Origin of the sequence: Paenibacillus sp. FSL L8-0502, assembly GCF_038593055.1 — a bacterium.
In the GTDB taxonomy this organism is placed as follows: Bacteria; Bacillota; Bacilli; order Paenibacillales; family Paenibacillaceae; genus Paenibacillus; species Paenibacillus polymyxa_D.
Genome location: NZ_CP151958.1, coordinates 3446049 through 3469692 on the forward strand (window position 1 = coordinate 3446049; position 23644 = coordinate 3469692).

A 23644-nucleotide genomic window follows, 5' to 3' on the forward strand; every position below is an offset into this window, starting at 1 on the left:
GTATATTATAGATACATAACGTATCTAGGCGGTGGAACCGTGAAACATATACTTACAGTAGCTGGTTTACTGGCTTTTTCGATTCCCTATGCTTGTCAGGGTTTGTCTCCCAGAGTTATCACGATTTCCCTGCTCATCTTGTTGTTTAGCTATATCATGCTACTACCTTCACTCAGATCATTGATCGCAACCTTAGCCGACAATCCGTTGCTGACTTTACTCATGCTGTACATCGCTGCCTCCTGTTTGTGGGCTGAACAAGAGCAGACCTCTTCCTTGCTGATGGTTCTCAAATTTCTTGCCTTCTCTACCTTTGGGCTCTATTTGGCCACCCATTATACAATACAGGGCTGCATTCGTCTCTTAGTCGTTACGTTAAGTATTTTGAGCATACTCAATTTACTCGCCGTTTTGCTCGTTCCCTCCTTTGCTATTCATGGTGGCGTGGAACATACTGGGCTATGGAAGGGCATCTCTGGTCATAAAAATACACTCGGAACTCTCTCTCTGTTAGGTTTTGTTTCACATGTCATTTACTTTTTCAGGGGTAAACATAAAGTTTTGCATATTGGCTTCATCTTACTCAATGCCTTATTGCTCATCAAGTGCCAATCTACCACCTCTTTGATGCTGACATCTTCGTTCTTCGTATTTATATTGTTTATATTGCTATTCAAGAGAATCCGAAGCATTGCGTTGCGTGGTTTCTTCATTAGCTGTTCCTGCTTGCTCGTTCTTTTGGGTTTGGTGTTCACTTTTACTTATGGAGATGCGATTGCGTCGGAATTCGGAAAGACAACGACCTTAACTGGAAGAACGGAAATCTGGCAGGGGATTGCTGGTGCGATTCAGAGCCATTACTGGTTCGGACATGGTTATGGCTCCTACTGGGCAGCCCGGCCCAGTATCTATGCGAATGGAATTCGTTTTGATCTGACAAGCAGCCATAGCGGTTTCCGAGATCTGTGGATCGATGTGGGCCTTACAGGACTACTGGCAACCATTACACTCGCCATAACCACTTTATTTAAATTTAGAATTGGCAAAGCAGATATGTATACATGGCTGACGGCAGCTGTTTTTTTCCTGTTTATCATATTGAACAATATAACGGACAGCCGTTTCCTGAACTCGCTATCCATTTACTGGATTATTTTTATGGTTATTGTGATCAAGGTGCAAGAACGACATACACTGGCTGTAGCAGAAAAAGCGAATTCAACTGCATTGAGCACACAGCCTCTCCATTAGGAGATGTTACTCAAATCAACCGCTGTATGTAAAAAAGAACCCCATACCCACGCCATCAAAAGGCGTTTGGATATGGGGCTCTTGGGATATATGTCCACCACTTCGGTTGAACATGATCCCCAATCTACATTTGTGGAATAATCGCTAGCACAAGTTTTAAAAATTGCTCACGTACCTTCTCTGCCGTCTCCATCACTTCACCATGGGACAAAGGCTGATCCAGAATGCCTGCGGCCATATTTGTGATACAAGAGAAGCCCAGTACCTCAATTCCTGCATGACGGGCTACAATAACCTCAGATACGGTCGACATACCCACTGCATCTGCACCCAGTGTACGCAGCATGACGATTTCAGCAGGCGTTTCATAGTTAGGTCCCAGCAATCCAGCATATACACCTTCCTGCAGGCTGAAGCCCTGTTGGTTAGCCGTTTGCTTGGCAATTTCACGCAAACGGCGGCTGTACGCCTCCGACATATCTGGAAAACGAACGCCCAGACCGGCATCGTTTGGTCCAATCAGCGGATTTTGTCCTGTCAGATTAAGATGATCCGAGATGACCATCAGATCGCCTGCTTCGTAGGAAGTATTTACACCACCTGCTGCATTCGTCACCAGCAGACTTTGAATCCCCAATTGCTTCATCACCCGAACTGGGAAAGCCGTCAGCTGCGGGCCATAGCCCTCATACATATGGAAGCGCCCTTTCATCATGACGACAGCGCGACCTTCAATCGTGCCTAACAGTAATTCACCCTCATGACCTTCTACCGTCGATACAGGAAAATGGGGAATATCCTGATAAGGAATACTAATTCCATCCTGAATTAAATCGGCCAGAATACCGAGACCCGATCCCAGAATAAGGCCAATCTCTGGACGTATTCCGCTCTTGGCGCGGATATAATCTGCTGCTTCCTGAATTGTAGCTTGGTTGGCTGTTGACATTAATATCTCTCCTGACTTGTACAATCGTAAAGTTATAGTCATTATCACATTTTCTATGAAACCAAAGTATCGTTATGTTCGATCTTTGCTTTCATGAGAAGTGCGGTTGCCGCCGTGCGGGTGATGCTTTTCATATACTTCCTTCATATTCCGTCTGGCCGTCTGCGCATATACCTGCGTCGTTGACAGATCAGCATGACCCAGCATTTCCTGTACAGAGCGTAAGTCCGCTCCGCCCTCCAGCATATGTACCGCAAAGGAATGCCGCAGCGTGTGGGGCGTGATATCCTCGCTTATGCCTGCTTCCTGGCCGTACTTCTTAATCATTTTCCAGAAGCCCTGTCTACTGAGACGCTGTCCAGATACGTTCAGGAACATGGCATCCTGCTCTACCTGAGCTTCTTCACCCTGCCCGGATCTCAGCAATAATAGACGCTGCTCGTCCATATAGGCTTGTGCCCACTGTGATGCCTCACGGCTGATCGGTACAACACGCTCCTTGCCTGCCTCGCCGCCACAGTGCACAAAGCGCAGATCGGTGCGCACGTCACGCACGTTTAAGGCAATCAGCTCTGATACGCGAATGCCCGTCGCATACAGCAACTCCAGCATCGCCTTGTCTCGCACCCCTTGCGGGGCAGTCACATCTGGCGCGGCCAGCAAACGCTCTATCTCATCCTGCGTTAGCACCGAGGGCTTCTTTTTAGTCGCTTTGGGCAGCTCCAGCAGAACAGACGGATCATGGATCGTAATTCCCTCCCGAATAAGAAAATGAAAAAAGGAGCGAATGGAGGCGACGCTACGTGATATTGTCGCCGCAGCCTTTCCCTGTTCCTTCAAATGGCCCAAATACAGTACCAGATGTGACCGTTGGACATTATCCGGCTGCTCAATACCACAGCTTTCTGCGAACTCGACAAACTGCTGTACGTCTCGTTGATACGCTTCCAAAGTGCTGCGCGACAAACCCTTTTCCTCTTCCATAAATTGAACGAAAGGTTGAATGTACATTTTCATGAGTTCCAAAAGTCTCCTTGTTCTGCATACAGCGGTTCAGTCTCAGCGCCTGCTTCTTCGTGTGCTACCTTCATCATTTCATAAGCTCATCAAGACCGATTACTTAGACTATTCACCATACCAGTAAAAGAAACGTAAACGTTCCAACACTGCTATTCGATGCTCGGACCCTTCATTTACTTTTTGTCCGCCAAATACCTTCACTGCATGTCCTTCCGGTATTCGGTAATGATCTACAGGTGTTATCCAATCTGTAAACAGCCTGAGGCTAAAAAAGAACATACATGCCAGCGCCCCGAACAAGATTACCAAACGTAGCCATTTTAGTCCTCTCCGCAACGATAGTACCATGTGGATCAGCCGCCTTTTCCCCAGAATATGGTCCTAATTAGGACTCTCTATGGAAGGGTATGACAAGCTATTCCTTTTTATACCGCTTAATCCCGAACAACAGGCTCCGAACCAAAAAAGCTCTCCCGAACGCATCTTCGTCGGTGAGAGCTTGGGTAGTCAGCTTTTAGTCCTGAGATTTGTTTTTTCTGGATTTGCCCAAAGATTTCTGAGCGGTCGTATCGTTCTTCGCCTTACAACGATAACAAATACCGTGGAAGTCCAAACGATGATCCACTACGGTAAAGTTATATTCCCGTTCCAAGCGCTCCTCCAATGGTCCAAGCCAATCTTCCAGTATTTCATCTACACTGCCACACTGCACACATATCAAATGGTGATGGTGATGTTTGGTTGTATCGCCGCGCAAATCATAACGCGCAACGCCATCACCAAAATTAATTTTCTCCACGACATGCAGTTCACTTAGCAGTTCTAGGGTACGGTATACGGTTGCCAGACCGATTTCGGGAGCTTTCTCTTTGACGAGCATAAATACATCTTCCGCACTCAGATGATCATCTTCGTTCTCAAGTAAAACTCTGACGGTGGCTTCCCGCTGAGGCGTTAGTTTGTAGCCCTGGGATTGCAGCTGCTGCTTAATTTTTTCGATCCGTGCTTCCATGTGTCTCCCTCCCCCTGCAAAGCTACTGCCTACTGCACTTTTTTCACTCCTATTATTATAGGGGGTCTATACAAATAAAGTCAAACATTTTGAAAGGGATCAAGATGACACGGAAGCTGTCAGCATAGGAGTGACCCATTGCATCATAACCGGGGTGATCCAAGTTTCAAAGGACGCGCTACCAATAAGAAGCACGATCATCACAGCAGTCAACCCTGCGTAAGACAGCAACGGACGCAGCATTCCGTCTGACGGCCGGGTAGCGAGTATTTTGGTTTTGATCATATGGATGGAAAAAGCCATCGCAGCCACGCTGCAGACGAGCAGTACCGGAATCACGAGCAGGTTATGGGGAGCAACTGAAACCAAAGAAAATAGCAGTCCTTTCCACGAATATTGCCCCACCAGATAACCTACTGAAAATCCGATTAGCACACCCTTGAGGAAATTCAATACAAGAATACCCGGTAGACCAATAACCGAAAGGCCACACACCCAAATTAGGCCGACCCATTTCAGATGTAAAGATACGCTATCCCAAAAGGTCGAAGCCGCCTGCGAATCAGCGAATCCCTGTTCGTTTTGATTGACCGTTACAAAAAAATCCTTCAGGTAACGGGACAAATCCTGTAACTGCTCCAGCGAGAGTGCGTTTACCATAAGTGCGCCAAAGACGACTCCCACCAGAAACAGCACAGCCAAGAACACATAATATGGCGTCTGATCCTTTAACGTATGACGAAACCATTGCATCGGCGTCCTGCCCCTTTCATCTGCTTGTTTGTCCAAAAAACAACCGTAATCCGACGGCTGATGGCTAGAAATGGGGCAGCTTTCGCTGCGGATCAAACATCACGAATGATGTGCCAAGCCAGCGGCATAGATAATTTATGGTTATGAACAAGCAGACGCTGATATGCCTTTAGAGGGACAAGACTTTACTAGGACTTAGCTATTTTGCCGTATGTTCCACCACCACCGGATACAAGCGACAGTCGCCCCTCGCGTGAAAGCACAATTTGCTCTGCCAGCACTTTTCCGACGACTGCTGCTAACTCCTCCTGTGTAACCTCATGTAAAATATTCATTTCTGTTCCAAATGCAGCCAATAGCTGGTTCAGCTTGGCTTTGCCCAGACCTGGAATAAATTCCAGTGGAATCTGGTAAATGTACGGCGGACGATGGGAGGGAATCATGGGTTGCTCACGGTCGGCAATGCTCCATATTCGATCCAGCACTCCTCGCACCAGCTTGGTATGACCACAGTCAGGACAGCGTTCATCCGCCATCTGTTGCTCGTCAATAATCGTACCGCAGCTTTGACAGTAAGAGCGATGGTATTTGCCCAGTTTTGGATTTAATCCGTAGTTGGCACGCACCCGTCGTCCTTCCCGCCGCTCCAAAGCCATTCTGAATTCATCAAAACACGGCTTCGCCAGTGATAATTTATTGTATTCTCGTCCGATTTTCCCGAGTGAATGGGCATCTGAATTCGTGAGAAAGCTGAAGCGATCCAGTTCCGAAATTAAACCGGCCATAGACGAATCTGCGCTCAGTCCCAGCTCCACCCCACTAATGAGCTCCATATCCAGCAGTTCCTCCATACGGGCCGCTGAACTGCCGTATATGCCCTTATGAGGAGTAAACACGTGCGCTGGCACCATAATGCCTCCACGTCCGTAAATTTGCTGCTGCAACTCGCGTGGCGGTGCATAGATTCGTTGTGAGCTGAGATTAACATTTTTCATATGCCGGGCCAGCCATTGGGTAAAATCCTCCATCGCCGCCAGATCTGGAAAGTAGGCCAGTACGTGCGCCTCAGGGCGACCTTCAGCACGTATTTCCAGCTCCGTGCCAAGGAGAATAACCGTATCCTGGTATGCGATACCGCCGCCGCTGATTTCCTTCATTTCACCCGTATGTAAATAGGTACGAATATCCTCCTGTACATTAGGTGCATGGCAGTCAATGATACCGATCAGCCCAATTCCTTTGCGACCGGAGGCTTCCTTAGCTATGTTGGCAAAGGTCAGATCGCGACTGCCACTAATTTTGACCGGATTTCCCTTCTCTGTCCTGCCAATATGAATATGCAAGTCTGCAAAGTAGTCGTTAAGTTCTACTATATTTTCATCCATACGCTTAGAAGCTCCCTGTAAGTTGGCGGAGTTGCCATGCATAGACGGCCAGAATCGTTTTGGCATCACTAATCCGTCCTTCACGAATGAGCGTCTGTGCTTCTTCCAGCGTCACCTCAAACAGCTCCAGAAATTCATCCTCATCCGGTTCCATCTCACCTAACTCCAGCTCTTCGGCCACATACAGATGAATGATTTCATCCGCAAACCCAGGAGAGGTATAAAAGGAATGCAGCAGCTTCAACGACTTGGCAGTATAACCTGTCTCTTCTCTCAGCTCACGTCCCGCTGCTTCCATCGGGTCTTCACCCCGCTCCAGCTTACCTGCAGGAATTTCCACCTCACAGCGCCCCATCGCCTGTCTGTACTGGTCCACGACCAGCATTTTCCCTTCATGTAGAGCCAAAACAGCCACCGCACCTGGATGCTTTACGATCTCACGCTTTCCAGTGGAGCCGTCGGGAAGCTCTACCGTGTCCACCTGTAATGTAATAACCTTTCCCTCAAAGATAGGCTGTGTGGACACGGTCTTTTCGTCTAGCGCAGGATTCGAATAAGGCTTGCGAGGTGCATCGTTTGTTGAATTGTTCAATTGTCCATTCGTTTGCTCGTTCATCAGTAAGTTTCCTCCTTCATATCTATCTTTCTTTATTAATTATCACCAAAGTTAGTCTAACTTGTCCACTTTGTACATAAGTTGGTGGTAGAATAACAAACTTCCTGTCATGAGGAGATGCAGAAATGAAAAGCTACCGTACTGAAAGCACCCTCCATATCGTTGGTAAAGCTTGGCAGATTCAAGCACTCTTGCGCCAATGGCAAAAGGAACACGGACCTACAGCCACTATCGCTTCGCTAGTTGTTCCAAAAAAGGTTCAGGTCTAAAGACGAAGGAACACTGTTCCTGTCTTTAACCTGAACCTTTTTTCAATATATTGCAAGTGTATGATACAAGTTTATTTTGTGGTTTCTTGAATCAGAGCTACGACAACTTCAGCAACCTTCACCAGGTCATCGGCCTTGATCTTTTCCTCTGTTGTATGGATGTTCTGATAGCCCACAGCCAAATTCACCGTCGGAATTCCAAGCCCGTTGAACACATTTGCATCTGAGCCACCACCGGAATGAAAGGTTGGCGTTGCCAGTCCCAGTCCTTGAATTGCACGTTGTGCAACCTGTACAACTTCATCATGCTCCGTAAAGCTGAATGCCGGATAGATGACTTCACTGCGGAACTCTCCCTGTGCACCAAATTCGCGTGCGGTGGTTTCCAGCGCTTCACGCATATGCTGAATTTGATGATTAACCTTTTCCTGCACAATACTACGTGCCTCTGCACGGATCAACACAAAATCGCATACCACATTCGTCGCGCCGCCGCCCTCAAAACTGCCGATGTTAGCGGTCGTTTCCTTATCAATCCGTCCTAGTTTCATTTTAGAAATTGCTTTAGAAGCGACCTGAATGGCACTAATGCCATCTTCGGGATTTACCCCCGCATGAGCGGACTTCCCAGTAATCTTCATTTCAATACGTGCCTGCGTGGGGGCAGCTATACAAATAGAGCCGACCTCACCATTCGAATCCAAAGCATATCCGAAATCAGAATCTAGCACGTCTGGCTTCATCGCACGTGCCCCCATCAAACCAGATTCCTCGCCAGCCGTAATCACGAACTGGATTTGACCATGGGGAATATTCTGTTCACGCACGACACGAATCGCCTCGAACAAAGCAGCAATTCCCGCCTTGTCGTCAGACCCCAGAATCGTTGAACCGTCACTACGAATCCAGCCATCCTCACCCAACTGCGGCTTAATGCCTTTACCCGGAGTAACGGTATCCATGTGGCAGGTAAAAAATAATTTGGGTGCTTGCTCTACACCTTCCGCTTTCCAGGTGACGATCAGATTGCCTGAACCATGTCCAGTTCTTTCACGAGAATCGTCTTCCATTACTTCCAGCCCGAGAGCATTAAACTTTTCTTTTAGGACGCGTGATATTTCCTGCTCATTTCTCGTTTCGCTATCCACCTGTACGAGTTCCATAAATTCCTGTACGATTCGGTCTTTTACTACTTTTACTGTCATTAAACTTTCCTCTCTTTCCCGATTACGCTACAATACGGATAGATGTTCTTATCTATGACTTAAACCTATCCTAAAGGAGTTACACATGTCGAACAAAAAATGGGTTCGTTTTTTCGTCTACATTATGCTCGCAGCTATGATTGGTTCTACACTGTTCATGGTAATTGAGCCGTTTATTATGCCACTATAATAACTATACCGCTCAAGGTATCCGGCTGCTCTAAGGCATTATGAAGCCTTGAGTGGACGAGCTGTTACGTAAAGCAAACAGGCGGGCTCCCGTGTAAATACACAATAGCCCGCCTTACCTTTATTGGAAAGAATGCGTTTGCCATTGCGCAGCAAATGAAAATTGCTGTTCAAAGTACGGTACAATTTCCTTCGCAATCTGCTCCACCGACGTAGGCTTCTGTATGCAGTCCTCCAATGATGTCACACCGTATTCCTGAATTCCGCACGGGACAATGCCCTCAAAGCCCTCATGCTGTATCCCTGATTTGATGTTAAAGGCAAAGCCATGGCTGGTTACGAAGCCCCGGCGGTGCTTACACTTGTTGAATTTGACACCAATGGCCGCAATTTTAAGATTCCCGATCCATACCCCCGTATATTCAGGCTTACGACTTCCCTCAACCCCATAAGATGCCAACAACCGAATGATCACTTCCTCCAGACTTCGAAGGTATCCATGCAGATTCAGCGCCTCCCGGTTGCCGAGCATAAGTAGAGGATATCCGACAAGCTGCCCCGGCCCATGATATGTAATGTCTCCCCCACGGTCAATCTGAAAGACGCTGATTCCCTGCTCCTTCAGTTGCTCTGGTGTGAGGAGCAAATGCTCAGGATGCCGCTGAGAGCCAATCGTGTAGGTCGGTGGATGCTGGAGAAGCATAAGCGTTTCTCTTGCCTCTCCCGCATCCAGCTTTCCCACAATCTCCTTCTGGACATCCCATGCATGGGCATATTCCATCCTATTCGTATAGGTTACATCAAGCGGTCGTCTGTTCACGGCCTGTCACTTCCTCTCCGTACATTTCCTCAACTGTTCGGATGATTAGTACAGCTTCGTATCCAAAGTGTAGCCTTCAAGATTTTCTTTAACCCGTTGCAAGAATCGTCCACAGATCACTCCATCCAAAATACGATGATCCAGCGACAAGCACAAATTAGCCATTGAGCGAACTGCAATCATATCATCGATAACCACGGGTCTTTTGACAATGGATTCAAAGGTAAGAATTGCAGCCTGCGGATAGTTAATCACCGGATAAGATAAAATGGAACCAAAGGAGCCTGTGTTGTTTACAGTGAACGTTCCGCCTTGCATGTCGTCCAATTTGAGCGTGCCTTCCCGGGTTTTACGTGCCAAATCGTCAATTTCACGAGCTAATCCAGCAATATTTTTCTGATCCGCTTTTTTAATAACAGGGGTAAGAACGGAGTCCTCTGTACCCACGGCTAGCGAAATATTGATGTCTCTTTTGACGATAATTTTATCCACTGCCCAGACCGAATTCATAATCGGATATTCCTTGATTGCATTCACGACTGCTTTCATGAGGAAAGCCAGATACGTAATATTAATTCCTTCTTTTTGCTTAAATTCGTTTTTAATCTTGTTGCGGAGCATCACCAGATTGGTCACATCCACCTCAATCGTCGTCCATGCATGTGGAATTTCCGAAACGCTTTGTCGCATATTGCGAGCAATTGCACTGCGAATGGGTGTAACATCAATAAAATACTCGGATCTGTTATTGTTGCCACCCTCAACTTCGATCACAGGAGCTTTTGGAGCCTCCGTCAAATGAATCCCACTGTTACGAACCGGAATAGCAGGGTCCATATTTTGAATCGGTGTACTGTACTGAGGGGCAGACTGCTGTCTTCCTGCAAAAGGAGAGCCTTGTCCTGTTGCCGTCACAGTCGGCTGTCCAGATGCTCCAGTGGCAGCGGAACTGCCCCGCTGCACATAATTCAGCACGTCTTTGCGGGTAATTCGTCCCCCCATGCCCGTGCCTGGTACTTGGCTTAAGTCCACATTATGCTCAGCAGCCAGGGTTTGCACCGCTGGGGAAAACCGTCCTCTCATGGACTGATCCGATCCAGCACTCTGCTGAGTTTGTGTTTGTACGGTGCTTTGAGATGCTGGTGCAACAGGTGTCGCCCCTGATGCCACTGCAGGTGCAGCCGACTTCGTCTGAATACGGCAAATTAACTCACCTACCGCTACTGTCTGACCTTCCTCTGCCAACAGATCACCCATAATGCCGTCCAATGTGGATGGAATTTCTGCATTCACTTTATCTGTAATAACCTCGCAAATCGGCTCGAATTGCTCTACCGTTTCCCCAGGTTGTTTGAGCCATTTGGCAATTGTCGCCGATACGAGCGATTCTGCCAATTGTGGCATGGTCACGTCGTTCCATTGTGTTTGGTCTGACATTTTTTCAACTCCTTAACATCATAGAAGGGCGCGTTTTACCGCTACCCCACTACACTTTTGGAATGCTTTCGTCCAATCTTCCCTATATTAATACATTGCAAGACGGCGCATGGCTTCCTTCACTTTATCCTTGTTTAACATATAAAACTTCTCCATCGGTGGGCTAATCGGCATGGCTGGCACATCAGGAGCACATAGGCGCTCAATCGGTGCATCCAGCTCGAACAGACATTCCTCATTAATAATAGCCGATACCTCGGCACCGATGCCGCCCGTTTTGTTGTCCTCATGCACGATTAATACCTTACCCGTATGTCGTGCAGCCTCAACAATGGCTTCGCGGTCCAGCGGTTGGAGTGTGCGCAAATCCACAACCTGTGCAGTAATGCCCTCTTCCTTCTCCAATTCCTCAGCAGCCTGCATGACAAAATGCAAAGGCTGGCTATAACCGATGACCGTAATATCGTCACCCTCACGTAATAGATTAGCCTTGCCAATCGGAACGATATAATCATCCTCAGGCACTTCACCCTTGATCAGCTTGTAGGATTTTTTATTTTCAAAAAATAGCACTGGATCAGGGTCACGAATGGCTGCTTTCAGCAATCCTTTTGCGTCATAAGGTGTAAATGGAGCAACAATTTTCAAACCCGGCGTACCAAAAAAGATAGATTCTGGACACTGAGAGTGATACAAACCGCCAAAGATCCCTCCACCGATTGGTGCGCGAATTACAACAGGACAGTTCCAATCGTTGTTAGAGCGGTAGCGGATTTTAGCTGCTTCACTAATAATCTGATTCGTCGCCGGAAGCATGAAGTCCGAATATTGCATTTCAGCAATCGGCTTCATTCCGTACATGGCTGCACCAATCGCTACCCCGGCAATAGCCGACTCAGCCAATGGCGTATCCATGACACGTTGCTCACCGAATTGGTCCATCAGTCCCTTTGTCGTTGTAAAGACACCGCCCTTCACCCCAACATCCTCACCTAATACAAAAACTGTTTCATCCTGCTCCATCTCTTCTTTCATCGCAAGACGAATCGCATCAATATATTCCATAATCGCCATCGTTACAGGCCCTCCCCATCGCTATCTGCATACACATGCAGCAGCGTATCTTCGGGCTTTGGAAAAGGCGCATTATCTGCATATTCAATCGCTTCCTTGATTTCGAGCAGCAGCTCAGCCGACAGATCCGCATCCTTGGCCTCATCCCAAATGCCGCATTCAATCAAGTAGCTTTTCATACGGGCTACGCCATCCTTGGCCCAATTCTCATCCACTTCCTCCTTGGTTCGGTAAGCCAGATCATTATCCGAGGTGGAGTGAGGAGACAGACGGTACATCATGGCTTCGATCAACGTAGGACCTTCACCACGGACAGCACGTTCCCGTGCTTCTTTCACCGCCGCATATACGGCCAACGCATCATTACCATCGACTCGAATCCCTGGGAATCCATATCCCAATGCACGGTCGCTTACCTTGCCTGCCAACTGTTTATGAATCGGAACCGATATCGCATATTGATTGTTCTCGCACATAATGATGACTGGCAGCTTCTGTACACCAGCAAAGTTACAGCCCTCGTGAAAATCTCCCTGATTGCTGGAGCCTTCCCCAAACGTAACAAATGATACAAAATCCTTTTTCTGCATTTTGGCAGCCAAAGCTACACCCACTGCATGCGGAACCTGTGTCGTTACTGGGCTGGAGCCTGTCACAATACGTAGCCGTTTACTACCAAAATGACCTGGCATCTGGCGACCACCGCTATTGGGATCATCTGCCTTAGCAAATGCCGACAGCATCAGTTCGCGCGGCGTCATTCCTACCGCAAGCACGAATCCATAATCCCGATAATAGGGAAGAAAATAGTCCTTTTCCCGGTCAAGGCCGAAAGCTGCACCTACTTGTGCCGCCTCCTGTCCAATGCCAGAAACGTGGAAATTAATTTTCCCTGCCCGTTGCAGGAGCATGTTGCGCTCGTCAAATCTTCTTGCGAGCAACATATATCTGTACATATCAATAACTTGTCCGTGAGTAAGTCCCAGCTGCTCATGTCTGAAGCCAGCGTCTACAGCGCCTTTAGAACTCATTGAGGCACCTCCTTAAGTGTCAAACATCCTACTTCCAGTACCTAGTACCATCTTGTCTTAAAACCTGGTACTAAACTCTGGCTAACCCCATTATAATCCTTTTCTGCCCAAAAAGAAAAGCACCGATTTATTTGAAAGGTCTATATGCCAATCGCCTGTCCATCAACGGCCAACATCGCTTCTCCCAAAATCTCCGACAACGTCGGATGCGGGTGAATAAGCTGTCCGACTTCCCACGGCGTAGCATCCAGCAGTTGCGCAAGAGCGGCCTCGCTGATCAGATCCGTCACATGCGTACCGATCATATGTACACCGAGAATATCATGGGTCTTCTCGTCGGCCACTACTTTGACGAAGCCGTCCCGACTGCCGTATACTAGCGATTTTCCGATAGCTTGAAAAGGAAATTTCCCTGTCTTCACCTGATGTCCACGCTCACGGGCTTCTTGCTCCGTTAAGCCGACGCTCGCGGCTTCAGGCCGTGTATAAATACACCGCGGAATCAGATGGTTAGGTACACTGTGAAACTCTTCGCCCGCCAGATGATGAACCGCCTGCAAACCTTCATGGCTTGCCGCATGCGCCAGTTGTAAGCCGCCGATACAATCTCCAATGGCGTAAATATGTGGCTCATTCGTCTGCAAATGCTCATTAACCGAGATAAAGCCATGCTCTACGCGGATATCCGTATTTTCCAGCCCGATATTTTCCACATTGGCCTGACGCCCTACAGAAATGAGCAATTTGGAAGCGCTGAGGGTTTCGGTTTCTTCCCCTTTTTGCACGTCAATCTGTACGCCTTCCTCATCTTTGCCGTATGTTTTAGCCAGCACTTGTGAACCCGTCAGCACCTTGACACCACGCTTGGTTAACAAGCGCTGCATTTCACGCGAAACGTCTTCGTCTTCCGTGGGGATGAGGCGATTCGCGGCTTCAACCACCGTAACCTCTACGCCAAAATCATTTAGCATGGAAGCCCACTCCACGCCAATCACACCACCGCCCACGATAATCAGGGATGCGGGTAGCTCCTCCATCGTTAACGCTTCGTCACTGCTCAGAATAAATTCGCCATCTGGCTCTAGCCCGGACAGCACACGCGGGCGTGATCCCGTTGCAATAATGAGATGTGCAGGAACAATCGTCTCCATCTCGCCATCTTCTAATTCCACAGCAACTGCCCCGCTTTTTGGAGAAAATATAGACGGCCCAATCACGCGTCCCTTACCGCTCAGCACCGTAATTTTATTTTTACGCATCAAAAATTGAACGCCCTGATGCAACTGCTCCACAACGGCTTCCTTACGCTCCTGAACCTTGGGAAATACAAGCTGTGCTCCCGATGTCTCAATACCGTATTGTGCACTTTCCTTAATTGTCGCATATACTTCCGCACTGCGCAGCAAGGCCTTACTCGGAATGCAACCACGGTGCAGACAGGTTCCGCCAAGCTTGTCCTTTTCGATGATAACCACTTCTTTGCCAAGCTGGGCGGCACGAATAGCTGCTACATACCCCCCGGTTCCTCCACCCAAAATAGCGACATCACAATGTATAGTCATGTTTCTCCTCCATTAACAATTGATTATATATAGCTTATTGTACTCTCTTTATTTCACTGTACAAAATATAGCGTTTAGGCATAGGCTACAAAAAAGTTAACCATTTAATCCAGATCTCTTTCCATATCATTCATACAGCGCATCTCGTAATTTGGTAGACATCCTTGAACTTTGTGCTGATTTGGCTCGCAGCGCCTTGCGAAATGATTCATTTTGCTTGCGCAGAAAGTTCAGCTCTGTCTCCAGCTCAGTGATGAGTTCTATAGCTTGCGGGCTAATCAGTCCTTGCTCCAGTAATGCTCCTTTTTTGGCACTATAATCCGTATTTTTTTCGTCCATGCCTTTCACTCTTCCCTTCATTCCACTACGCTTCACCATATCATGCCCGCGGCGGCAGAGCAATGACGACCACATTTACGTTTTAGGAATGGACATACAAAAACATGTCGAAAATCAATATATTTTCTCTAGTCTGTATACGGCTGGTTATGGTAATCTATAATGGCGTTTTCTTTCGGAGAAGAAGATTAACAGTGTTATGTACATGTTAGAGAGAGGGGAATTCGCTTTGCCTACAGGACGAATTACGATTATTACAGGCCCCATGTTCAGTGAAAAATCCGGCGAATTGATTCGCCGCTGTCAAAAACTAATCCAATACGGGCATCGTAAAGTGGTCGCTTACAAACCCGCTGAAGATAATCGTTATGCCGAGGACGAAATAGTAAGCCGGATCGGATATCGGCTGCCCGCTATCTCTATCCCCAGAAAACTCACAGATGAGCTCGTTCAGCGTATTTTGCAAGAAACACAAGATGCCGACGTGGTTGCCTTTGACGAAGTCCAGTTTTTCAGTCGTCATATTATGTCGCTCGTACAAGAGCTAGCTTATTGCGGCAAGCATGTCATTGCCGATGGGCTGAATCTGGATTACCGAGGCAAGGAATTCGGCTATGTCGGTGGTCTGCTCGCCATGGCGGATGACATCGAGAAGCTGACTTCCTTTTGCGCTGTATGTGGCAGCTCGGAAGCAGTATTTACGCAACGTATGGTAAATGGTAAACCTTCCACTGTGGGACCTATTGTGATGATCGGCGACTCTGAGGCTTATGAGCCTCGTTGTCGAAATTGCTTTATACCTCCTCATAAAGTGAACTGCGATTAGTAGACAGATGGATCGACAAACTGCAATATGCCTACGTGAGTACCAGTGACTTTTTTCTTGCATTTTTTTGGAACGATTCGAATCATTCCCCCGTATATCCGGTTAAGCTGTACAAGTTTTTAGTCTTCGTTTGTATATCATGACCATGAGATTATATGGGGGGAAGGAATAATGAGTTTCTTTAACAAAATCTTAGCAAGCGCAGGAATCGGTTCAGCTAAAGTCGATACGCTGGTGGATCAAGCCGTATATGTGCCTGGGGAAGAACTTAGTGGCGTCATGCGCATCAAAGGCGGCAAAATTGATCAGGAAATCGGCAAAATTGACATCGAGCTCAAGACTGAATATATCGTGGAGCACGATGATAAAAAAACTACCACCACCTGCTGCATTGCACGAATTAAGGTATCTGACGGCTTTCATCTAGAGCAAGGACAAGAGCTTGAAATTCCTTTTTCCTTCAGATTGCCGTTGGAAACTCCTGTTACTCACGCCAAACAGCCCGTCTGGCTGGAAACAGCATTAGATATTGGCATGGCTTTGGACCCGACCGATCGTGATTCACTCAAAATTGAGCCACATCCCTATATGAATACAGTGTTTGAGGCGGTTCACCTGTTGGGTTTCCGATTCCGCTCCTCCTCATGCGAACGTCACCCCAAGCTTGGACGCAGTGTTCCATTCGTGCAGGAGTTTGAATTTACGCCCGGCTCGGAATATGCACGGGATATCGAGGAACTAGAGTTGGTTATGCAGTTGGAACCCGAGGGTGTGCATGTGCTTGTAGAAGTAGACCGCAGGGGCAGAGGGTTGTCTGGCTGGCTGGAGAGTGCCTTTGATATGGATGAGCGTCATGCCTGGTTGAGCTTAAGCCGGGAAGAGCTATCCTATGGACCAGATCACATAGCAGATGCGCTTGAGGAATTAATTGACAGGCAACTTAGATAACAATGTAGAACATAGGCAAAAAACTCCTAACCAATTACTACATGGGTTGGGAGTTTTTATTAGTTTAAGAATTCTCTTAATGATGGTCCTCAACAGTCTGTATAGACTAAAGTGGCAACATATCTTGTCTTTCCGCCTTATGCTTACACTCTTTGCAGACCCCATACAGCGATCCATTGTCATCCGCATAGAAGGTTAATTTCTCTTCTTTTTTACAAAAGGAACATTTTTGCTTGCCAGTGCCCTGGATTGAGTCAGACAGTCCAAATCCAGTTTGGGCCTGAATACCTGCTGCTTTTGTATTCACGCGTGAACCGGAAGACCCTTTAGACTTAGATTCATTTCCAGTGCGGGATTGTCGAGCAGACTTACGAGGACGAAATTCAACGACATTACTGCCCCGCTGTTCATTCACTTGTTTGTTGCTGCTGCGATTACGCCTTGCTTTAACAATCCAACCCAATGCCACCAACAACACGCCGAAGAACACCCAAGTCAGACTATTCCACATGCTCTCATCCCCGCCTTTGCTTCAGAATCAATTGGGTTAATACCACTAGCCCGTTCAATGCGATGACTTAGCCTATAGTTTTATTCATTAAAATATACCCGTGTGTACAGCCTTTGTGCTGTTCATCCAATGCCTACCCACATAAAAACCGTACCCTCCAATGCAACATCCGACTCGCCTCTTAGCAAGAAATTGAGCATGTTAGGTAAATCATCTTCTCCTGAGGAGTACATTGACCGTTTTACAAATTGTACATCATCCTTTTGAAAAACGATAATATCTACTCTATGGAAATCGTTCTCCTTATCAAAATGCTTATCTACTGCTCAATGGTGAGAACAAGAACAAAAATGCCTCAGATGGCTACATTACTCCCCTTGATAATAAAAATCAATGAATCTTTTCGTCAACGGATTAAACTTATCAAAGCGTTTGCGATGCGGTAAAAAACCTGACTTATGTACTCGTTCTGCTAGTGTTTCTATATGTTCAAATCGCTTGAAAAAAGGCAACGCGAAAGTGTAGATATCTTCAATAATCTCTTGGATCACGCGCTCTCTTTCTGCTTCTGTGGACACAAGGTAATCCCTGTTTCCCGTATATTTCTTGGTCAGAGCAATCAACTCACTCTGAAAACAAGCCCCCGTACTATACTTCTTTTTTATTTTTTTGGATTCCACGATAATATAAACTTTTAATGCACCATATTTAGTCGCACCAAAATAAATTCAAATATAAATTCCTTGGTGTCTTTTTTCAAAACTTTTCTGCTTTTCAGATACTTAAAATTATTCAAAAATGGTGTGGCTATGATTTTATCTATCGCTAACTGACGTAGGTCACTTGCTTTAAGTTCAGTCTTATTGTCCATGATGTCACTCCAACCCAAAGAATTTCCCACCATTATATCATATCGTTCCAATTACAGGCTCTTCTTATCTCCACTCTTTAATTGCAATGTATTAATAAAAAACAGAAAAAAGCCGCTCACAATAGAGCAGCTATTCCTCTGAGACATAAAAAGCAGTATATGAATTATACTTTGAATTTACCAATTTGCCCTTGCAGATCTTCTGCCATTTTGGACAGGTTTCTTGCAGAGGAAGCAATTTCCTCCATCGATGCCAGTTGTTCTTGAGTCGCAGCAGACACGTGCTGTGTCCCGGCTGCAGCCTCTTCAGCAATTGCTGAAATTTGTCTGACAAAACCAACAATCTCATCAGTACTTGCAGACATTTGTTCTGATCCGGCAGAAACCTCTTCAATTTCACTGGCCACTTTATTTACGGTTTCCTGAATGAGTTCAAAGGATGCGCCTGCATTTTGTACAACTTCACGCCCTGTCATGACATCCTTCCCGTTGGATGCTACCGCCTCAATTGCATGGGAAGTATCCTTTTGAATCAATCCCACAAGCTCCGTAATTTGTTGAGCAGAGTGAGCTGATTGTTCGGCCAACTTGCGAACTTCGCCTGCAACTACAGCAAATCCGCGACCATGTTCCCCTGCGCGGGCCGCTTCAATCGCAGCGTTCAAGGCAAGAAGGTTGGTCTGACTAGAAATATTGGTGATAACATCAATGATCTTGCCAATTTCGTCTGAGCGCTCTCCCAATCCACCCATGAGATCTGCTAATCCATTCATGGAATCATTCACGGCATTCATCTGCGTAACTGCCTGCTGAATCATCTGGTTACCTTCAGCCGATTTATGGGCTGCATCTTGCGCAGATGCGAATACATTTTGCGCGCGGATGGCGATTTGCTCAACACCGATAGACATTTCCTCAATAGCTTGGGACGATTTCGTCACCATATCCACCTGGTCTCCTGTTCCAGTAGCTACTTCTTGCACCGTTTCGGTTATTTGTGCAGAAGCTTGGCTGTTTTGCTCTGCACTGGCCGTCAATTCTTCTGAGGAAGTGGTTACCAACTCAGTCGTCTTACTCACAGATTGAATCAGTTCACGAAGGTTCTCAACCATAACATTGAAGGAATGTGCCAATGTACTGATCTCGTCCTTGCCCTTCACATCGATAGCTTCACTTGTAAGATCACCCGATGCAATACTTTCAGCAGCACGACTGATCCGCAAGATAGGTTTAGAAATGATTTGGGCTATGATGATTGCCATGATCAATGCTAATATAACGGCTGCTATACTCAAAACGATGACCAATTGTCTCCCTGAAATAAAGTTATCAACAGCTTCTTTCGTAGTCTGTTTAGATCCGTCTGCATTCAATTTAATGAGCTGACTGATCATATCGTTTGAACTATACCATAACTTATAGGACTCTTGATGAAGGATGCTTGATTGAGTGTAATCATTAGCTTTACCCGCTTCAATCACTTCTGGCAACTTAGCCAAATACTCCGTATAATTTTTGGAGAATTCTTCATACATTTCGCGTTCTTTAGGGGTAGCAATTAATTTTTCGTATGTTTTTCGGCCGTCCTCAACCTTTTTTAGAACCTTATCAAATTCGGCCTGAACCTTCTCCATTTCCTCCGCGTCGCGTTCTACAATAATGTTTAATGAGATCCGCTCTACATCAGATATATCACCATTTAGTGTTCCCAGGATAGTCACACTTGGCATCCAATGGCTATCTATTTCCATCGAAGTGTCGCCTAAATTTTTCATTTTTGAGATAGATGTTGTACTAATGACAATCAATAATATTATTACCGCAAGAAAACCCAATATCAATTTTGTTCGAATGTTAAATTTCATATATTCGCTCCTCAGTTCTCTTTATATTAGATACTATATCGACAAGAAACGACACATAGTTTATATCAAAATTAAAGAGAATTTCAGAACTGTCTACAAAAGGAAAATTTTTCTTTGTGATGGTTAGCGGAACTAATTCAGGTTTATATTATATACCTCTTGTAGAGTATTATGTTTTATAATTCCCAACAATTGTACCGTCATATATAGCAAGAGAGATGCTGCAAATCTTTATTCACTTATTGCATCAAACTTCTAAGTTTAAAAAAAAGATACCCAAAACGGGTATCTCTTTATGTTTTACTTCCTAGCAATCACCATAAATCGTTCTGAATTTGTCCTTATTCCTATTTCGGTTTGGTTTTCCAAAATAAATTGTTGGAGTATTTGAAAATCAATTTCTTTTTCTCCGAAGTTAGGAACTATTGGAGTGTATTTCAAGAGAAATATTAAGTCTGCAGGAGTCTGATAATATTCGGTTGCATTGAATTCAAATGACTGTATGTCGTTAAAGCCCGCATCACTTAATTCCGTAATATATTTAGCTTTTAACGAGTCTTTCTTAGCACCCCATGCCTGTCCTCTTCCAAACGCTTCTTTAATATTTAATTTGTCGTTTTCGCTTACTTGCTGTGTCAGGAACATACCACCCTTTACTAACACCTTTTCTATTTCTTTTGCATAAAAACATGAGTGTCGAGAAGAGATTACATTAAAGAAGTTCTCAGGAAAATTTAGATTTTCAGCACCCATCTGGAGAAAACGAACATTTGCTATGTCTGATTCAGCAGAATTCTTGGTTGCTGTTTCAATCATTCCGGTGGAATAGTCAATCCCAACTAGAAGTAATGCAGAATCTGCTATTGATAAAATGGCTTCCCCGCCGCCAGTACCGATGTCAAGCAATATGTCCGACTTCTTGCATGTCTTCGCTACTTCATTGTAGAAGTCCCATTTTACGCCTTTGGAGATACATTTCACGTTACTGAAATCCCATCCGTTGATTTTTCCAATCTTATCATAAAACTCTTTATACTCTATTGAATTCATTTACTTTTCACCTTCCAAATAAGGATAAAAGCTACGGGCTAGCAGACCGATATTCAAAATTTTAGTTTGTTTAGTCAAAAGGATAGACTCCCCCCTTGACGGCTGGTACGCGTTTTTTCCAACCCGGAAACTAAATACTTCGAACAGTACGGAAAGACATCCGATTCACCTCATTTGAAAGATTGTTTTAATTATAAAAAATACCGCTCCTTTACTGGTGTCTGGAAGAACCAATAAAAAGGCGGTATTAGTTGTCCACTATTCAGAAGTATATCGGTATCGGGACGGCTGTTGTGGAGATTCGTAGCCGTCCCTACAATTATCATTGATAAACGTCAAAACCCAAGAATTCCTTGCTTCATCAATCATTCTGGCCCTTTCAGGACACCTTGTTCTCAATTCTCAGCTTATCTGCCACCATCGCTATGAACTCTGAATTGGTTGGTTTGGACTTACTGATATTAATGGTGTAACCGAACAGGTGTGAAATGCTGTCGATATTTCCGCGGGTCCATGCTACCTCGATAGCATGACGAATGGCGCGTTCTACGCGAGATGCCGTCGTTTTGAACTTTTCGGCAATTGCCGGATATAATGTTTTGGTGATGGCTCCTAAAATTTCGATATTATTGTACACCATCGTAATGGCTTCACGTAAATATTGATAGCCCTTGATGTGAGCTGGTACACCAATTTCATGTATGATGGCCGTGATACTGGCATCCAGGTTTTTCGTCTTACCCATAGGTACAACGTTGGACCGCATGGATGAAATGGTCACCGGACTGCTGTTAACTAACTGAGGTCCCACCAATTGGCGAACACGGTTAGCCAGCACTTCCATGTCAAACGGCTTCAAAATATAATAAGATGCCCCGAGCTGTACGGCCCTCTGTGTAATATTTTCTTGACCGAATGCAGTCAGCATAATGATTTTCGGCTGTGGAGTCAGGTTCATTTCTCTCAAACGCTCCAATACACCCAGACCATCCAGATGAGGCATAATAATATCCAAAATAAGTACATCAGGTATGTTGCGGGATTCTGCGATGCGTTGGAGCACTTCTTCGCCGTTATAGGCGATTCCTGTAACTTCCATATCCTCCTGATCGGAAATATATTCAGCAAGCAAATTCGTAAATTCCCGGTTGTCATCAGCCAACAATACCTCAATTTTTTGCAATGTACTTCCTCCTCATTGAGTGATATTCCATTGTGATATCTGTTTACAGTATATAAATATTTCTTGTCGGAGTATATGATTTCGACATCGAATTATGAATTCCTTCTGTCGAAAATTATTTTTATTTATTTTTTTTATAGTTTCTATTATAATTGATTCTTTATCTTGCAATTATGAGCTATTCCCCTGCTTTTCGACAAAAAAATCTTAAGGCCACTAGCTCGCCTTAAGATTAGAAGATGATTTTAAGCTTACGTTATTCTGCATGATTCCTGCATCGCGCAGCATCCATTCGATAAAACAACCGTAACCTGATTTAGGATCATTCACAAATACATGTGTTACAGCCCCGATAAGCTTACCATTTTGGATGATCGGACTACCGCTCATTCCTTGCACGATTCCCCCGGTCTTATCCAACAGCTTTGGATCTACAATACGAATCACAAGTCCTTTGGTTGCCGGTTTGTCCTGCTGAGAAATGTGTACAATTTCCGCCTGAAACCGCTGAATTTGTTGACCTTCCAGTACAGTCAAAATTTCTGCAGGTCCTTCCTTTACTTCATTCGCAAGAGCCACCGGAATAGGAGTCGAATACAATCCATATTGCGGCTCATCTGACATTTTCCCAAAGATTCCGAAATTCGTATTTCGTTCAATATTTCCTAATACCCGATGATCTTTGAGAAAATGAGCGCGTTTTTCTCCTGGTTCCCCACTTTGGCTTTTCGCAATTGATGTCACATTGGACTGCACAATCTCTCCGCTTCCCACGACAATAGGGGTTTGGGTATTCATATCGGTAATTACGTGGCCCAAGGCCCCGTATACACCTTGGTCTGGTGCGTAAAACGTTAATGTACCTACACCTGCAGCCGAGTCCCTAATATACAACCCAAGCCGCCATGCTTTATCATCCTGATCATATGCTGGTGTTAACTTGGTGGAAATGGTCTGCTCACCTCGACAAAGCGTAATGTCGAGCGCCTTTTTATTCTTACCTGCTTCGTCTACTACTTCAGCAACCCTTGCCAGGCTATTGAGTGGTTTGCCGTTCATGTGTGTAATCCGATCCCCTAGGCGAATCCCCGCTGTTTCACCAGGTGATACCTTACGATCATTACTTTCCTGAATGATATGGTGACCGACGACAAGCACTCCTGAAGATTTTACTTTAACCCCAATCGTCTGCCCTCCCGGGTATACTTTTAAATCGGGAATTACACTTTCTTGGGTTGTCCTCACGCTTTTAGAACCGAACAAATCCAAAGAAGCTTGTGGAGGCAGCGCTGCTTGCACATGCTGAGCGTTACCGATAGAACACATAAGAAAAACAAGCAAAAGACCGAGCAATTTGATCCTGGAGTAAAAATTCAATGGCTGTCACGCTCCCTTTGCTTCTTTCGCTTGACGAGTAAAGGTGGTCGCCAATTGCGTACCTATAAGGTAACCTTGCCCCCAGGCTTTTATAACTGTTA

Annotated in this window: 26 protein-coding genes; 5 read left to right on the top strand and 21 right to left on the bottom strand. The window is 45.6% G+C overall.

Features of this window, described 5'->3' with window-relative positions:
- Nucleotides 1-39: 39 nt before the first annotated feature.
- The gene (locus tag NSQ57_RS14805; protein ID WP_029517291.1) at nucleotides 40-1251 is read left to right on the top strand and encodes an O-antigen ligase family protein; all 1212 of its coding nucleotides are present in this window, start codon (nucleotides 40-42) and stop codon (nucleotides 1249-1251) included.
- Between the two features lie 124 nt (nucleotides 1252-1375).
- On the opposite strand, the gene NSQ57_RS14810 is transcribed toward NSQ57_RS14805, so the two are convergent.
- From NSQ57_RS14810 to NSQ57_RS14840, 7 genes are all read right to left on the bottom strand, one after another.
- Nucleotides 1376-2200 carry a purine-nucleoside phosphorylase gene (locus NSQ57_RS14810; RefSeq protein WP_013310786.1) on the bottom strand — a complete coding sequence of 275 codons (825 nt, stop codon included), beginning with the start codon at nucleotides 2198-2200 and terminating at the stop codon, nucleotides 1376-1378.
- A 72-nt stretch (nucleotides 2201-2272) separates the two neighbouring features.
- Nucleotides 2273-3217, bottom strand: a complete 945-nt coding sequence (gene xerD / locus NSQ57_RS14815) for a site-specific tyrosine recombinase XerD (RefSeq protein WP_029517290.1) — start codon at nucleotides 3215-3217, stop codon at nucleotides 2273-2275.
- Nucleotides 3218-3325: 108 nt separating this feature from the next.
- The gene (locus NSQ57_RS14820; RefSeq protein ID WP_029517289.1) at nucleotides 3326-3568 is read right to left on the bottom strand and encodes a YqzK family protein; all 243 of its coding nucleotides are present in this window, start codon (nucleotides 3566-3568) and stop codon (nucleotides 3326-3328) included.
- A 166-nt stretch (nucleotides 3569-3734) separates the two neighbouring features.
- Nucleotides 3735-4232: a Fur family transcriptional regulator gene (locus NSQ57_RS14825; RefSeq protein WP_013310789.1), complete on the bottom strand. Its 498-nt coding sequence runs from the start codon at nucleotides 4230-4232 to the stop codon at nucleotides 3735-3737.
- Between the two features lie 99 nt (nucleotides 4233-4331).
- Entirely contained in the window at nucleotides 4332-4985 is a 654-nt protein-coding gene (gene spoIIM, locus NSQ57_RS14830) for a stage II sporulation protein M (protein WP_342424978.1), read from the bottom strand.
- A 188-nt stretch (nucleotides 4986-5173) separates the two neighbouring features.
- On the bottom strand, nucleotides 5174-6370 hold the full coding sequence (locus NSQ57_RS14835; RefSeq protein WP_029517287.1) for an endonuclease Q family protein: 1197 nt from the start codon (nucleotides 6368-6370) through the stop codon (nucleotides 5174-5176).
- Between the two features lie 4 nt (nucleotides 6371-6374).
- Complete coding sequence (locus NSQ57_RS14840) at nucleotides 6375-6986, bottom strand: NUDIX hydrolase (RefSeq protein ID WP_029517286.1); 612 nt, start codon at nucleotides 6984-6986, stop codon at nucleotides 6375-6377.
- 125 nt (nucleotides 6987-7111) lie between these two features.
- Between NSQ57_RS14840 and mciZ the strand changes: the two genes are divergently transcribed.
- Nucleotides 7112-7255, top strand: coding sequence for a Z-ring formation inhibitor MciZ (mciZ, locus tag NSQ57_RS14845; RefSeq protein ID WP_080658620.1), 144 nt, complete (start codon nucleotides 7112-7114; stop codon nucleotides 7253-7255).
- 71 nt (nucleotides 7256-7326) lie between these two features.
- On the opposite strand, the gene NSQ57_RS14850 is transcribed toward mciZ, so the two are convergent.
- A complete protein-coding gene (locus tag NSQ57_RS14850; protein ID WP_029517285.1) occupies nucleotides 7327-8460 on the bottom strand; it encodes a tripeptidase T in 1134 nt (377 codons plus the stop codon).
- A gap of 85 nt (nucleotides 8461-8545) precedes the next feature.
- Between NSQ57_RS14850 and prli42 the strand changes: the two genes are divergently transcribed.
- Nucleotides 8546-8650 carry a stressosome-associated protein Prli42 gene (prli42, locus tag NSQ57_RS14855; protein WP_023989226.1) on the top strand — a complete coding sequence of 35 codons (105 nt, stop codon included), beginning with the start codon at nucleotides 8546-8548 and terminating at the stop codon, nucleotides 8648-8650.
- Between the two features lie 120 nt (nucleotides 8651-8770).
- Here the strand turns inward: prli42 and lipB are convergent, their stop codons facing one another.
- From lipB to NSQ57_RS14885, 6 genes are all read right to left on the bottom strand, one after another.
- Nucleotides 8771-9469: a lipoyl(octanoyl) transferase LipB gene (gene lipB, locus NSQ57_RS14860; protein WP_029517284.1), complete on the bottom strand. Its 699-nt coding sequence runs from the start codon at nucleotides 9467-9469 to the stop codon at nucleotides 8771-8773.
- 45 nt (nucleotides 9470-9514) lie between these two features.
- Entirely contained in the window at nucleotides 9515-10906 is a 1392-nt protein-coding gene (locus tag NSQ57_RS14865) for a dihydrolipoamide acetyltransferase family protein (RefSeq protein WP_340932510.1), read from the bottom strand.
- An 87-nt stretch (nucleotides 10907-10993) separates the two neighbouring features.
- Nucleotides 10994-11980: an alpha-ketoacid dehydrogenase subunit beta gene (locus tag NSQ57_RS14870; protein ID WP_029517282.1), complete on the bottom strand. Its 987-nt coding sequence runs from the start codon at nucleotides 11978-11980 to the stop codon at nucleotides 10994-10996.
- Nucleotides 11981-11982: 2 nt separating this feature from the next.
- A complete protein-coding gene (locus tag NSQ57_RS14875; protein ID WP_029517281.1) occupies nucleotides 11983-13011 on the bottom strand; it encodes a thiamine pyrophosphate-dependent dehydrogenase E1 component subunit alpha in 1029 nt (342 codons plus the stop codon).
- A gap of 140 nt (nucleotides 13012-13151) precedes the next feature.
- Nucleotides 13152-14573, bottom strand: a complete 1422-nt coding sequence (gene lpdA / locus NSQ57_RS14880; protein ID WP_069012719.1) for a dihydrolipoyl dehydrogenase — start codon at nucleotides 14571-14573, stop codon at nucleotides 13152-13154.
- Nucleotides 14574-14699: 126 nt separating this feature from the next.
- Nucleotides 14700-14933 carry a hypothetical protein gene (locus NSQ57_RS14885; protein WP_165147045.1) on the bottom strand — a complete coding sequence of 78 codons (234 nt, stop codon included), beginning with the start codon at nucleotides 14931-14933 and terminating at the stop codon, nucleotides 14700-14702.
- A 208-nt stretch (nucleotides 14934-15141) separates the two neighbouring features.
- Here NSQ57_RS14885 and NSQ57_RS14890 point away from each other — a divergent pair, with 208 nt between their 5' ends.
- On the top strand, nucleotides 15142-15738 hold the full coding sequence (locus NSQ57_RS14890) for a thymidine kinase (RefSeq protein WP_029517279.1): 597 nt from the start codon (nucleotides 15142-15144) through the stop codon (nucleotides 15736-15738).
- 171 nt (nucleotides 15739-15909) lie between these two features.
- The gene (locus NSQ57_RS14895) at nucleotides 15910-16686 is read left to right on the top strand and encodes a sporulation protein (protein WP_029517278.1); all 777 of its coding nucleotides are present in this window, start codon (nucleotides 15910-15912) and stop codon (nucleotides 16684-16686) included.
- A gap of 106 nt (nucleotides 16687-16792) precedes the next feature.
- On the opposite strand, the gene NSQ57_RS14900 is transcribed toward NSQ57_RS14895, so the two are convergent.
- The 7 genes from NSQ57_RS14900 to spoIVB all read right to left on the bottom strand — a co-directional run bounded on the left by NSQ57_RS14900 (nucleotide 16793) and on the right by spoIVB (nucleotide 23543).
- On the bottom strand, nucleotides 16793-17197 hold the full coding sequence (locus tag NSQ57_RS14900; protein WP_069012721.1) for a hypothetical protein: 405 nt from the start codon (nucleotides 17195-17197) through the stop codon (nucleotides 16793-16795).
- A 368-nt stretch (nucleotides 17198-17565) separates the two neighbouring features.
- The gene (locus NSQ57_RS14905; RefSeq protein WP_342424979.1) at nucleotides 17566-17877 is read right to left on the bottom strand and encodes a hypothetical protein; all 312 of its coding nucleotides are present in this window, start codon (nucleotides 17875-17877) and stop codon (nucleotides 17566-17568) included.
- A gap of 14 nt (nucleotides 17878-17891) precedes the next feature.
- Complete coding sequence (locus NSQ57_RS14910; protein WP_342424980.1) at nucleotides 17892-18119, bottom strand: hypothetical protein; 228 nt, start codon at nucleotides 18117-18119, stop codon at nucleotides 17892-17894.
- A 113-nt stretch (nucleotides 18120-18232) separates the two neighbouring features.
- Nucleotides 18233-19933, bottom strand: coding sequence for a methyl-accepting chemotaxis protein (locus tag NSQ57_RS14915; RefSeq protein ID WP_342424981.1), 1701 nt, complete (start codon nucleotides 19931-19933; stop codon nucleotides 18233-18235).
- A 300-nt stretch (nucleotides 19934-20233) separates the two neighbouring features.
- The gene (locus tag NSQ57_RS14920) at nucleotides 20234-20983 is read right to left on the bottom strand and encodes a class I SAM-dependent methyltransferase (RefSeq protein WP_342424982.1); all 750 of its coding nucleotides are present in this window, start codon (nucleotides 20981-20983) and stop codon (nucleotides 20234-20236) included.
- Nucleotides 20984-21362: 379 nt separating this feature from the next.
- A complete protein-coding gene (gene spo0A / locus NSQ57_RS14925; protein WP_029517271.1) occupies nucleotides 21363-22166 on the bottom strand; it encodes a sporulation transcription factor Spo0A in 804 nt (267 codons plus the stop codon).
- A gap of 216 nt (nucleotides 22167-22382) precedes the next feature.
- Nucleotides 22383-23543 (bottom strand): SpoIVB peptidase, encoded by a 1161-nt coding sequence (gene spoIVB / locus NSQ57_RS14930; protein WP_069012724.1) that lies wholly within the window; start codon nucleotides 23541-23543, stop codon nucleotides 22383-22385.
- Between the last annotated feature and the right edge of the window lie 101 nt (nucleotides 23544-23644).